Annotated in this window: 12 protein-coding genes; 9 read left to right on the top strand and 3 right to left on the bottom strand. The window is 57.6% G+C overall.

Translation table 11 applies throughout. The features are described 5' to 3' along the window. Positions 1 to 268 precede the first annotated feature (268 nt). Positions 269 to 946, top strand: a complete 678-nt coding sequence (locus SIC19_RS08490) for a hypothetical protein (RefSeq protein ID WP_127402320.1) — start codon at positions 269 to 271, stop codon at positions 944 to 946. A gap of 11 nt (positions 947 to 957) precedes the next feature. Here SIC19_RS08490 and SIC19_RS08485 read toward each other — a convergent pair whose 3' ends face one another. Further along, positions 958 to 1,689: a sulfite exporter TauE/SafE family protein gene (locus SIC19_RS08485; protein WP_036202386.1), complete on the bottom strand. Its 732-nt coding sequence runs from the start codon at positions 1,687 to 1,689 to the stop codon at positions 958 to 960. Between the two features lie 251 nt (positions 1,690 to 1,940). Between SIC19_RS08485 and SIC19_RS08480 the strand changes: the two genes are divergently transcribed. Together SIC19_RS08480 and rarD are read left to right on the top strand one after the other, a co-directional pair. After that, positions 1,941 to 2,288 (top strand): YchJ family protein, encoded by a 348-nt coding sequence (locus SIC19_RS08480; protein WP_075195441.1) that lies wholly within the window; start codon positions 1,941 to 1,943, stop codon positions 2,286 to 2,288. After that, the gene (gene rarD / locus SIC19_RS08475; RefSeq protein ID WP_127402319.1) at positions 2,285 to 3,184 is read left to right on the top strand and encodes an EamA family transporter RarD; all 900 of its coding nucleotides are present in this window, start codon (positions 2,285 to 2,287) and stop codon (positions 3,182 to 3,184) included. Before SIC19_RS08480 ends, rarD begins: the two co-directional genes overlap by 4 nt. Before the next feature lie 19 nt (positions 3,185 to 3,203). Here the strand turns inward: rarD and SIC19_RS08470 are convergent, their stop codons facing one another. Beyond that, entirely contained in the window at positions 3,204 to 4,565 is a 1,362-nt protein-coding gene (locus tag SIC19_RS08470; RefSeq protein WP_127402318.1) for a CHAD domain-containing protein, read from the bottom strand. 267 nt (positions 4,566 to 4,832) lie between these two features. On the opposite strand from SIC19_RS08470, the gene SIC19_RS08465 reads away from it, so the two are divergent. From SIC19_RS08465 to SIC19_RS08440, 6 genes are all read left to right on the top strand, one after another. After that, positions 4,833 to 6,509, top strand: a complete 1,677-nt coding sequence (locus SIC19_RS08465) for a methyl-accepting chemotaxis protein (RefSeq protein WP_127402317.1) — start codon at positions 4,833 to 4,835, stop codon at positions 6,507 to 6,509. A 103-nt stretch (positions 6,510 to 6,612) separates the two neighbouring features. After that, positions 6,613 to 7,683 carry a TRAP transporter substrate-binding protein gene (locus tag SIC19_RS08460; protein WP_075195438.1) on the top strand — a complete coding sequence of 357 codons (1,071 nt, stop codon included), beginning with the start codon at positions 6,613 to 6,615 and terminating at the stop codon, positions 7,681 to 7,683. After that, positions 7,680 to 8,810: a spermidine/putrescine ABC transporter ATP-binding protein PotA gene (potA, locus tag SIC19_RS08455; protein ID WP_041333602.1), complete on the top strand. Its 1,131-nt coding sequence runs from the start codon at positions 7,680 to 7,682 to the stop codon at positions 8,808 to 8,810. The genes SIC19_RS08460 and potA overlap by 4 nt, the downstream gene beginning before the upstream one ends. Beyond that, positions 8,803 to 9,663, top strand: a complete 861-nt coding sequence (gene potB / locus SIC19_RS08450; RefSeq protein ID WP_075195436.1) for a spermidine/putrescine ABC transporter permease PotB — start codon at positions 8,803 to 8,805, stop codon at positions 9,661 to 9,663. Before potA ends, potB begins: the two co-directional genes overlap by 8 nt. Beyond that, positions 9,660 to 10,430 carry a spermidine/putrescine ABC transporter permease PotC gene (potC, locus tag SIC19_RS08445; protein ID WP_041333605.1) on the top strand — a complete coding sequence of 257 codons (771 nt, stop codon included), beginning with the start codon at positions 9,660 to 9,662 and terminating at the stop codon, positions 10,428 to 10,430. Before potB ends, potC begins: the two co-directional genes overlap by 4 nt. Then, positions 10,427 to 11,470 carry an extracellular solute-binding protein gene (locus SIC19_RS08440; protein WP_127402316.1) on the top strand — a complete coding sequence of 348 codons (1,044 nt, stop codon included), beginning with the start codon at positions 10,427 to 10,429 and terminating at the stop codon, positions 11,468 to 11,470. The genes potC and SIC19_RS08440 overlap by 4 nt, the downstream gene beginning before the upstream one ends. A 30-nt stretch (positions 11,471 to 11,500) precedes the next feature. Here SIC19_RS08440 and SIC19_RS08435 read toward each other — a convergent pair whose 3' ends face one another. After that, positions 11,501 to 12,457 (bottom strand): HAD-IIA family hydrolase, encoded by a 957-nt coding sequence (locus SIC19_RS08435; RefSeq protein ID WP_127402315.1) that lies wholly within the window; start codon positions 12,455 to 12,457, stop codon positions 11,501 to 11,503. Between the last annotated feature and the right edge of the window lie 114 nt (positions 12,458 to 12,571).

The following is a 12,571-nucleotide window of genomic DNA, read 5'->3' as shown; positions in this document are numbered from 1 at the left end:
TGCCTATTGGGGCTTCGTTACCGTAATAGAACGCGATGTTAGGCGGATGACCCACAGCATTGGCAAAACCGAAGGGTAAAAGTAGGGCGACTGCAAGCAGTTGAAGCAGAGGGTGTCGTCTTATCATGTGGAACCGAAATCAGGTAGAGAAGCGACTGAATGATGCGCACAAAGTCATCGCGAATGAGTAATACGTTGCTAATCTATTATAGATGACAGTCTGCAAGCACTCGATTTTCCAACTATTTTGTAATGAGAGAATAACGTTATGACCTCCGTGAGGAATGGCATCCCCCTGTGGTGGCTGGCGCTGGCCGCCACGCTGACGCCGCTGGTCACCATTCACGCAACCTTCGCGGTGTCGGTGCTGGAGGGGCATATTTCCTGGTGTATTCCCTATTGGGACAGTTGCACGAGCATTAGCCGCACCGGCCGATACGGTACCAGCTATTTCATTTTCAAGGGCACCATGTTGCCGGCGGCGATTCTCGGCATTCTGTTCTGGGCTCTCAACGGTCGTTGGCTACAGCAGTTGGGTGCCACCAGCCGCGGTCGGCCCTGGATTCCCTGGCTAGGCTTCGTCGCGTGTACGTCGCTGGCTGCATACACACTGGCTTTGGGGCACGAAGGAGACGGTTTCAATCTGATTCGCCGGATAGGTGTCGTGCTGTATTTTTCGCTGACGTTCATTGCACAGTTGCTGATCAGCTCGGCCCTGAAGGGACACCCGCGATGGTATGCCAATGGCCGGCGACTGTTGTGGCTGTGTGAGCTGATACTGGCGGTGGGTATTCTATCGGTTATCCTCACGGCCGTTGTGCCAGGGGTGTACAGCCAGATAGACGACGCCTTCGAGTGGATTTTGGCGTTTTTGATCAATCTTCACGCGATATGGGTCGCGGTATTGTGGAAACAGAGCCATTTCCGGGCGAGACTGTGGGCCTAGTAGTCCCGGGGTCAGAGCGACATCAGCCCGCGAACCAGTGCCGCCACACCCGCAACGGCGGCGATGCCAAGAATGACCGGCCTCAGTCCGTCAAAAGGCATGCGGTTGACCAGCTTGCCGGAAAGCCAGAAGCCGATGAGAACCCCTGGAAAGGTGACCGCAAACAACTGTAGCTCTCGCTGCCCCAGGTAGCCGGAAACCACCAGGGCGGCAATACTGAAAAAACTCGCCACCAGGAAGAAGGCCGACATATTGGCCCGCACCAGCGGCCCCTTTTGATTCTGGTAGATCAGTGCAATCGGTGGGCCGCCAACGGCGGTAATGGTTCCCATGTAGGTCGAGGCAGCGCCGGCCAGGATACTGTTGCGAGCGTTCAGGGCAGGTCGCAAACCCCCTGCGCTCAGTAATACGCCAATCAGGATCAGAACGCCGAACGCCAGCTCGAACCCCGTGGGTGAAATCAGCATCAGCGTGATCCCGGCCAGGATCATGCCGCCAACGCCCCCGCCAATGGCAAAACGCACCTCGCGGACCTGTAACGCGCCCCGGTTCCTCAGTAGCATGAGAATCGTCAGCACCACGGCGTTCAGAACCAGCGGCGCCGGTATCAGTATGGGGCTGATCAGGAACAGCAATGGTGCCGCCAGCGTACCGATGCCATAACCTGCCACGCCTTGCAAACAGGCGCCGGCCAGCAAAGCCAGGTTAGCAAGGAGTATCTGCAGCAGGGAGAGGTCAGTCACAATCGGGCTACTCGATCAGGTCAGTTGATGATTGTTGATAGCACAGCCGCAGGGCAACTAAAACTGTTAAAATGAATCATTTACGTGTCCTGGGTCTGCCGGGTCCGTGAACAGCACTAACCGGCGATAAGGACGACCCGATGGCGCCAGAGATTACCCCGGACGACTGCCCCTGTGGCAGCCGCCAACCGTACAGTACTTGTTGCGAGCCATGCCATCAGGGCAAACCGGCATCCTCACCGGAAGCCCTTATGCGATCTCGCTACAGCGCGTTTGTACTGAATCTGACGGACTATCTGAAAGCCACATGGCACACCAGCACCCGGCCTCAAGACCTTGATTTGACCGAGGCGCCGAAGTGGGTGTCGCTGCAGGTACTGTCGTCAGAGGAAGGTGAACACGAAGGCACGGTGCACTTTCGCGCCCTTTACCGGGCAGGCGGCGGCTGGGGGTATCTGGAAGAGAACTCCCGCTTTGTCCGCGATGATGAGCGCTGGTACTACGTGTCGGGCGATACCCGCGAAGGGACCCTCAAGCCTGGCCGGAACGAATCCTGCCCCTGCGGAAGTGGCAGAAAATACAAGGCCTGTTGTCTGTGAAACATGCTACGCCTGATGCAGCAAAAGGCGTGGGTTTCGGCCTGGCCGCCTATACCTTGTGGGGCTGTTTCCCCATTTACTTCGCGCTTTTCGAGGGTGTGCCCTCTTACGAGGTGCTGGTTCACCGGATCGTCTGGTCCTGTGTTTTTCTCGCCATCGTGGTGAGTTTCCTGGGGCGCTGGAAACCCATCACTGCTGCGTTGGCACGCCCTAAAAAGCTTGGTTTCGTATTCGGCTGTGCGGTATTCATTGCGCTGAACTGGGGGGTCTATATCTATGCCGTGGAAACCCGTCATGTGCTCCAGGCGAGCCTGGGGTATTTCCTCACGCCCCTGGTGAACGTCGGTCTGGGCATGCTGGTGCTGCGGGAGAGCATTACCCGACTGCAAATTGTGGCGGTTGCATTGGCGACCATCGCCATCCTTTATCAGCTTTTTCTGTTGGGCGTGGTGCCCTGGATCACCCTGGTACTTGCGTTCAGTTTCGGAACCTATGGCCTGCTTCGAAAGCAGGTGGAGCTGGATGGTCTTTCGGGCCTGTTTGTTGAGACGCTGCTTCTGCTACCGGTCGGCCTGCTGGCTCTCGGGGTTCTGGGCTCGGCCGGAGAATCCCACTTCAATGACAACATCACCATTGCCTTGCTTTTGATGTCCAGCGGTATCGTCACCGCCATCCCCCTGTTGTTCTTCGCCGGTGCGGCCCGCCGGCTGCGCCTGGCAACCGTGGGCTTTTTGATGTACATCAACCCCACGCTGCAGTTCTTCATCGCGCTGTTTGTGTTTGATGAACCCATGAGTGGGGAGAAGCTGGCGAGCTTCGTGATGATCTGGGTGGCGCTGGGGCTTTATTCCTGGTCGGCCTGGATGGGGCGTGGGATGAGTCCCACGCCCAAATAGTGGGTTGCCTAGTGGGTTGTCAGGCAATACCGCCGAGGGTCAGTATGTCAGCCCGTACGCGATGTTTCTCCACGGCAAGGTCTGAAATCAGCGTGTTCAGGCCCGCCACGGGCGCCAGCATGTCCGGCTCCGTGGCAATGCTGTTGCGAAAGGCCAGCAGCGTGTCAATCTGCACGTGCAGGTCCTGAAAGTCTCCGAACCGTTGTTGTCGATGTTTTAATGGCCTGAGCCTGTCGTGAAACGCCGGTTTGTTCAACTCGGCCAGGTAGCGTATACGTTTCAGCCGTTTGCGCAGATCGTGAAAGTGATCGTCCGGGGACTGTTCGTTCAGTTGCCGCGCCACGGCGTCGTGCTTGTGTATGTGCTTTTTCAGGGCTTTGTGGATGTCTTCGATAGCCAGTTTCCGGGTTATCTTCTTCAAGTGGCGGGAGGTGATAAGCTGGTACCACTCATCCATGTCTTTGCGGTATTGGCCGCTGCTCAGGCGTTTGGTCAGCTCCTGGTGTTCAATGTCTGCCAGGTTGGCAAAATAGCTGCGGGCGCCGGAGCTCACCAGGGCCAACCGGGTATCTTCCTCCAGTGGCCATTGCGCCAGGTCACCCAGTAACACGTGAAGGTCTCTGAGCCGGCTGGTGGCTTGGCCATGCCGTTTCAGACTCTTGACGGCCTTGCGTAAATCGCTGTCACCACTGATGTCGACAACTGCTTCGGCGATGGCCCGGCTGCGGCGAATGGCAATATGGTACTGATGCAGAAACTCGTCGTCGTACCCCTGCAATACGCCCGGTTCCAGATCCCTGATGCGTTGATACTGGTGTAACAGCGATTCCGGGATGTGCCATGCCAGCGGAGAGTGCTCGTCGATACGGATTTTCGTCCGTTTGCGATGAAACTGCTCATAGCTGACGTCTTTGGGCGTCAGGAACCGTTCAAGCCGGCCCCTGTTCTTGCCGATCTCGCACCAGTGCTCTATGGGCAGGGTGATGTGCATGTAGCTGCACGTGGGGAAGGTGTCGGGTGCGTGCTTCAGCAGTAAGCCTGCCAGATCCTCCAGCGCAGGGTTGTGGCCAATCAGGGTAATGCTGTCTTCGTTCCGGTCGCGCAGCCAGTCGAGCACGACCTCATGGTTAAACGTGTATAGAACAGGCGCCAGTTTGACTGCGTGTTGATGGTTGCTCGGGATCAGGCCTTCCAGGGTTTGTTGTGCGCGGGTGGCATTGCTGCAGTAGACCGTTCCATCGAACGCCCCATCCGCACGGATTGCCCTGCTCATGGGGGCAAGCTGTTTCAGGCCCCGGTTGTTGAGGGGGCGCTGGTGATCACGAAGGCCATCATCGGCCCAGCTGGATTTGGCGTGGCGAATCAGATAGAGGTGTTTCATCCGTGCCCCTGAAACTGGTTTTATTGGGCCAGGTTTGATGAATCGGACGTTTGGGGCTAGACCTTTAGTCTAACGCTGGTTCAAGTCCATCCGCTACCGGCCGTTAAGACTTTTAACAATAAAAGCAAATGCATGAATGAGTTGTGGCAGTGTCGCAGCTTTACACCCCGAAGTCGCACACACCGGTATTACAAACTGGAACACACCCTGGGTGCCCGGTTGTGGATAATTACGCTGAACATTTGATCTCATACGGAGAACTTCTTGATGACATTGCTGAGCCGGTTACGCATACGTTCTCGTCTTCTGCTGGGCGTTCTGGTCCCGGTGGTCATTACGGCGGCAACCCTTGCCTGGATTACGGTCGCCCAGATCAAAAGCGGTGGTGAGGCCGAGCTTGAGCGCCTGGAAGCAAGTTTGCTCAGTGCCCGCAAGGAAGGGTTGAAGAATCTGGTGGATACCGCCCGTTCCGTGGTGCTGGACGCGAAGAACGATCCGGACCTTTCGGATGCCGAGGCCCGTGAAGCGGCAAGGGATCGTCTACGCTCCATCCGATTTGGGGGCGGCAACTATATTTTTGCGTATGCCAAAGATCTGGAAAACCTGGCCTACGCGCCGGATCCTTCCCGGGAAGGACCTACGACCAATCCAGATGTTCAGAAGCTGATACGATCACTGTTCGAAGCGGCACGGAAGGATGGCTTTTTTGGTTATGACTGGCCCAACCCCGCCTCCGGCGAGGTTGAACCCAAGGTGTCATTTACCACAATTGTTCCCGATTGGGGCTGGATGATCGGGACCGGTGTGTATGTCACCGATATCGCGGAAGTGGTTTCTGCCGCACGCGCGGATATTGAAGCGGAGATAGCCGAAACCCTCGGTTTTATCGTTCTGGTTACTGTGATTGTGGTCGTCATCGCATTGCTCATCGGTGTGTTTGTCGGTCGTACGGTGACGAAACCGTTGAACACCGTTACTGCCATGATGAAGGACATCGCCGAGGGTGAGGGCGACCTCCGCCACCGTCTGCCGGACGAAGGAAACGACGAACTCGCCGAGCTTGGGCGTCGCTTCAACGCCTTCGTGGTGAAAATCCAGGACACCATCCGCGATGTCGGCGCGACCACTGACCAGGTTGCCTCGGCCGCGGAAGAGCTCAGCCGTGTTGCCAATGAAACCCGTGCGTCGGTACAGGAGCAGGGTTCGGAAACCGATCAGATTGCCTCCGCCATTAATGAGATGGCGGCCACGATCCAGCAGATTTCCGGCAATGCCAACTCGGTGGAAAGTGCCGCCTCTGACGCCGACAGGCTTGCACGGGATGGTGGCGAGACCATTGCCAACGCACAGGCGTCCGTCAATCAGTTGTCGGAGGAGATTGAGTCCAGCTCTGGCCGTATCAGTAATCTGGCTGAGAAAACCGACGAGATTACCCAGGTGCTGGACGTCATCCACGCCGTCACTGACCAAACCAACCTGCTGGCCCTCAACGCAGCCATTGAGGCCGCCCGGGCCGGTGAGCATGGCCGTGGTTTCTCGGTGGTTGCCGATGAAGTCCGCCAGCTGGCCAAACGCAGTGCGGAATCCGCTGATCAGATTCGCGGTATGATTGACGGCTTCGTGACCGAGTCCCGCGCGGCGGTCGAGCGGATGGACGCGTCCCGCCAACGCTCCAGTGAAACGGTTGAGCGCATTAATCACGCCACTGACGCCCTGCGCACCATTGAGAAGTCTGTGGGCCATATTCATGATCAGGTGACCCAGATTGCCACCGCGGCGGAACAGCAAAGCCAGGTGGCCGAGGAAATCAACCAGAACGTGGTGCGCATCGTGGACGCGGCGCAGCGTAGCGATACGGGTGTGAACCAGACCAACGAGGCAAGCCACGAGTTGGCGCGGCTTGGTGAGAGTCTGCGTGAGCTGGTAGGCCAGTTCAAGGTATAGAACCGTTGCTTCTGGTCGGTCGACGATTGGCGTCAGCCGGCCAGCAAGCTATGATGTGGGCGATCTGATCCGACCACTACAAAAAACGGAACCTGACCTCGCTATGACTATTCGCAAATCTTTCATGACCGTCCTGGCATTGGTGTTCGCGCTGGCAAGCGCGTCGCTGTCGGCCCAGGAAACCTATACGCTTCGCCTCGCAGAAACCTGGGGGCCCAACTCTCCGATTCTGGGTGAAACAACGCGCCACATGGCCTCGATGGCTGAGAAGATGTCGGGCGGCCGCCTGCAGTTTCGCATTGACTCATCCAACAAGCACAAGGCGCCATTCGGTATTTTCGATATGGTGAAGGCGGGCCAGTACGATATGGGGCATACCGCCTCGTATTACTACAAAGGCTCGATTCCCAATGCCATGTATTTCACCACCGTTCCCTTCGGGATGATTGCACCTGAGCAATACGCCTGGTTTTACTACGGTGGCGGCATGGAATTGATGGAAAAGGTATATCGTCCCCATGGCTTGCTGTCGTTCCCCGGTGGCAATACCGGCAACCAGATGGGTGGCTGGTTCCGCGAGGAAATCAACAGTGTTGAGGACCTCCAGGGTTTGAAAATGCGCACACCCGGGTTCGCCGGCGAAGTGATGTCCGAAGTGGGCGTTGCGGTGACCAACATCCCTCCCGGGGAGCTCTACAGCGCGCTGGAGCGAGGCACGATTGACGCTCTGGAGTGGGTCGGCCCGGCACTGGATTTTCAGATGGGCTTCCATCAGATCGCAAAGTACTACTACTCCGGCTGGCAGGAGCCTGGCGCTGAAGTTCAGTTCCTGATTAACGAGAAAACCTGGAACAAGCTTCCCGAAGAGCTCCAGGAAGTACTGCGGGTGGCTATGCGGACCGCCGCCTACGACATGTACATCCAGAGCATGCATGAAAGTGGCGTGGCCTGGGATCGTATGAAGGAAGACTATCCGGATGTCACCCATAAAACCTTCCCGCCAGAGGTCATTGAAGCGCTTCGTGATGCCACAGAGAAGCTGTTGGCCGAAGAGGCGGAGAAGGATGAACTGGCACGGGAAATCATCACTTCCCAGCAGGATTATCTGAAGCAGGTTCGTCAGTGGACCAACATTTCCGATAAGGCCTATCTGAACAGCGTTTCGGGTGAATGAAAGAGACGCTTCTCTCGTTGAAAAACGTCTCCAAGGCGTTTGACGACAAAACCGTGTTGAACTCGCTGGACCTGGACATCCTGGACGGCGAGTTCATCACTCTTCTGGGGCCGTCGGGTTGCGGCAAAACCACCCTGCTGCGCCTGATGGCGGGTTTTGAGCAGCCAGACACCGGGGCAGTCAGCCTGTCTGGCCATGACATTACCCATGCCGCCCCCGAACACCGCCCCCTGAATACCGTGTTCCAGAACTACGCGTTGTTTCCCCATATGTCGGTGTACGACAACGTCGCCTATGGCCTGAAGATGGAGAAACGGCCCAGGGACGAAATTCGCCAGCGCGTGGATGAAGTGCTTGCCATGGTGCAACTGCAGGATTTCGCCCGCCGCAAACCGCATCAGCTCTCTGGTGGACAGCAGCAACGGGTGGCCATTGCCCGTGCCGTGGTCAAGCGTCCGCAACTTCTGTTGCTGGATGAGCCTCTGTCTGCGCTTGACTACAAGTTACGCCGGACCATGCAGGTGGAGTTGAAGCGACTGCAACGGGAACTGGGCATCACGTTTGTATTCGTGACCCACGATCAGGAAGAAGCCCTGTCGATGTCGGATCGGGTGGTGGTCCTGAAAGACGGCGCGATTCAACAGCTGGGTACGCCCCGGGAAATCTATGAGCGGCCCGCCAATCTCTTTACAGCGCGCTTCGTTGGGGAGACCAACCTCTTTCCGGGATATCTGACCTCGGTTGAAGATACTGGCATTACCCTGGATATCCTGGGCCTGAGCCGTACCCTTCAGAAGCCCGGGTTTACGCTGCGCAAAGGTGAGCAGGTGAATGTCCTGCTGCGTCCGGAGGATATTCGTGTGCTGGCTCCTGAAGACGAAAAGGGTCTGGCCGGCAGGATTGTGGAGCGAAACTACAAGGGCAGCACGCTGGACTCAGTGATTCATCTTGAGGACGGTACTGAAGTGCTGGCCAGTGAGTTTTTTGATGAGGACGATCCTGCCTTTGACTATAAACTGGGCGAGCCCGTGCGGGTCAGTTGGGTCGACGGCTGGGAATGGTTATTGCCGGTTGAACTGGAGCCCGTCAACAACGACGCAGAAGAAGGGCTGAGTACGAATGCATAGGGTGTTACAGCAGCCCTTCAAAACCGCAGTGCTGATTCTGGTCTGGGGCTGGTTGTTGCTTCTTGTGCTCACCCCGAACCTACTGGTGGTGGGGGCCAGTGTGATGACACGAGACCCCGGCACCTTCCTCTCGTTGCCGCTGAACCTGGACAGTTACCGGCAGTTGTTCGACCCGCTGTACCTGGACGTGTTCCTGAACTCCCTCTACATGGCCGGCATGACGACCGTCTTCTGCCTGCTGATAGGATATCCCTTTGCCTGGGCATTATCGGGCCTGGGCAAACAGCGCCAGATGCTGCTGATTTTCCTGTTGATTGTGCCTTTCTGGACCAATTCCCTGGTGCGCACCTACGCCCTGAAACTGCTGCTGGCCACCAACGGCCTGATCAACAATGCACTCATGGGGTTGGGGCTGATCGACGAGCCGCTGAGAATGCTCTACACCGAAGGTGCTGTGATCATCGGGCTGGTATACCTGCTGCTGCCGTTCATGATCCTGCCTCTGTACTCCGTGTTCGATGACCTGAGGAAAGAGCTGCTGATGGCCTCGCACGACCTGGGAGCGGGCAAGCTTTCGACGTTCCTGCACGTGACGATACCCCTGACCTTGCCGGGCGTGCTGGCGGGCGTGATGCTGGTGCTGTTGCCCGCCATGGGCCTGTTCTTCGTGGCGGACATACTGGGTGGTTCCCGCAATCTGCTGGTCGGCAATGTCATCAAGAACCAGTTCCTGGACGCCCGTGACTGGCCCTTCGGTGCCGCCGCCAGCATTCTGTTGACGGTTGCCATGGCTGTCCTGCTGTTTGCGCACCGGCTCAGCCAGCGGCGGCTCGGTGAGGAGGCCAGGGCATGAATCGCTGGCTGCCGAAAACCTATCTCACCCTGGTGTATGTGTTGCTCTACCTGCCGATCCTGGTGCTGGTGGTGTTTTCGTTTAACAGTTCCCGCACCGGTTACCGCTGGGGCGGGCTCAGTCTGCAATGGTACGAGTCGCTGTTCAATAACCACGCCATGGTCCAGGCCATGTGGAATTCCCTCTGGCTGGCACTGGCGGCGGCCACGGTATCGACCATTATTGGCGCGCTGACAGCGTTGGCTCTTCACCGGTATCGCTTTCGTGGCAAGCGTGTGCTGCGCGGGATGCTGTTTGTGGTGATGATGTCGCCCGAGATTGTATTGGCCATCTCTTTGCTGGCGTTGTTCCTGTTGGTGGGCCTGCAACTGGGGTTTGTCTCTCTTCTGCTGGCCCACGTTACCTTCTGCCTGCCATTTGTGGTGATCACCGTAATGGCACGATTGAGCGGGTTCGATGAAAGCCTGCCCGAAGCGGCGCGGGATTTGGGCGCCAATGATTTCACCATGACCCGCACGGTACTGATTCCGGTAATCATGCCAGCATTGCTGGCTGGATGGCTGTTGGGCTTCACCCTGTCACTGGACGATGTGGTGGTGAGCACCTTTGTGAGTGGTCCCAGCTATGAAATTCTGCCACTTCGCATCTACTCTATGGTGCGTGTGGGCCTTAAGCCGGAAGTGAATGCCCTGGGCACCCTGCTGCTGGTGTTTTCCCTGGCAATGTTGATGCTGTCCCAATGGATACTGACAAGGAGCAAACGATGAAGAAACTGGCGTTGGCGGGCCTGATGGCTGCAACCCTGACCGGATGCAGCTCGCAGGAAGAGCCGCAGGTACTGAACCTCTACAACTGGTCTGAGTACATGCCCCAGGAGGTATTGGACCGCTTTGAGGAGGAAACCGGTATCCAGGTGGTCTACACCACCTATGACAGCAATGAGGCTATGTATGCGCGGCTGAAACTTCTGGATGACAGCGGCCAGTACGATCTGGCGCTGCCCTCCACCTATTACGTCAACAAAATGCGTAAGGAAGGGCTGCTGGAAAAGATCAACCACGAGAAACTGGAAGGCTTCGAAAAGCTCGACCCCGAGCTGACGAACCTGGATATCGACCCTGAAAACCAATACAGCGTTCCCTACCTCTGGGGCACCACAGGGCTGGCCTACGATGCCAATGATGTTGAGGGCGAAGAGGTAACGGCCTGGTCGGATCTGTGGGACGAGAAATACGAAGGCCGCGTGATGCTCACCAACGACATGCGCGAGGTGTTCCACATCGGGCTGAGAGTGCTCGGATACTCTGGCAACAGCACCGATCCCGAAGAGATCGAGGCGGCTTATGACAAGCTGACCGAACTGATGCCTGCGGTGCGTACCTTCAACTCGGATGCACCGCGAATGCCCTATCTTGAAGGCGAGACCGACATCGGCATGATCTGGAATGGTGAAGCCGTGATGGGTGAGGAGGACATGCCGTCCCTTGAATACGTCTATCCGGAAGAGGGCATCATTGTCTGGCTCGACAGCTTTGTGATTCCCAAGAACGCCGAGAATGCAGACGCTGCCCATCAATTCATCAGTTTTGTCATGCGGCCGGAAATCTCCGCGCTGATCAGTGAAGACATCGGCTATGTCACGCCCAACCTTGCGGCCCGCGAATTGTTGAGCGATGAAGTGGCCAACGACCGCACCAGCTACCCGACACCGGAAGACCTGACCAACGCCGAGTTCCAGAAGGACGTGGGTGACGATGCCATGCAGGTCTATACCAAATACTGGGAAATGCTGAAGTCCGGGCAGTAAACCCGCAAACGGCTTGATCCGCCCCGGAAATCAGATCTCCGGGGCGATAAAGTCAGGCGCGATACCAGACTGCGCGATGCAGCGCGGTATATCCATATCCTGCAGGGAGCCCTCGGTCGTCACCAGCAGGGTTTTCATGCCGGCGTTCTGCCCGCCCAGGATGTCCGTATGAAGGGTGTCGCCCACCATGAGTATCTGCCCCGGCGGCACGTCCGCGAAGCGCTCAAGCACGGCCTGGAAAGCAGGTGCATAGGGCTTGCCGTAGAACTGCGGTTGGACACCGCTGGCCTCACGGGCCCGGTGGGCGAAGAATCCGGGTTCCAGCGTCAGGCAGTCGCCGCGGGGGGCCACCAGATCTGGATTGGCGATTTCCAGTGGCCTCGGCCGTTCTGTCAGTGTGGCCTCCAGTGCCGCCTGCATCTTCTCGTTCCAATCCTCGCTGCTGAGCATGATCAGGCCGTCATAGCTATCCAGTTTTCGTTTCAGTTGCTCCGTGACGGGGGGCCGCACCGGTTGCCAGTCTAGCGGCAGCGTGTCCGGTTCGGAATTCTCCGGGGCAATGACACCCCATAGGCCTTCGCGTCCCCGGTCGGACAGAGACTGCTCCAACAACCAGCGGCTGGAAATCAACTGTTCCGGCGTGATGTCGAACCCCATGCGCCGATACTTCTCCACCAGTTTGGCGTGGCTGGCGGTAGCCGCGTTGGAGAGAATCTGGACGTGTTTGCCCATTCGTTGCAGCTCGCGAAACCGTTGAATGGCTGCGGGGAAGGCCCTGGGTCCGGCATTCAGCACCCCAAAGGCATCGAACACGTATACCTGGAACCGGTCCGCCAGCGGCGCCATATCCTCCAGCGTGACAGGTCGAGGCTGTTCTGAGGTCGGCAGGCCCGCAGGCAGCCAGCGACGGATCTGCTCATACTGGTGGAAAGCCCAGGCTGGAGTGGGTGTTATGCCATTAAACGAGGTGGGGTGGGTATCGATCATTGGCCTAGAGTACCGCTTGGCGTACCTCGGCGGAAACCCATTTCCAGCGCTGGACGGTTTTGTGACAGGGGATAGGCGAACGGCGCTGAAATCGTTGTATAAAGGAGCGGTTAG

It is taken from the genome of Marinobacter sp. MIT930201 (assembly GCF_047122665.1).
In the GTDB taxonomy this organism is placed as follows: domain Bacteria; phylum Pseudomonadota; class Gammaproteobacteria; order Pseudomonadales; family Oleiphilaceae; genus Marinobacter; species Marinobacter salarius.
Note: the sequence above shows the minus strand (reverse complement) of the source record. Positions and strands in the feature narration are given on the sequence as shown.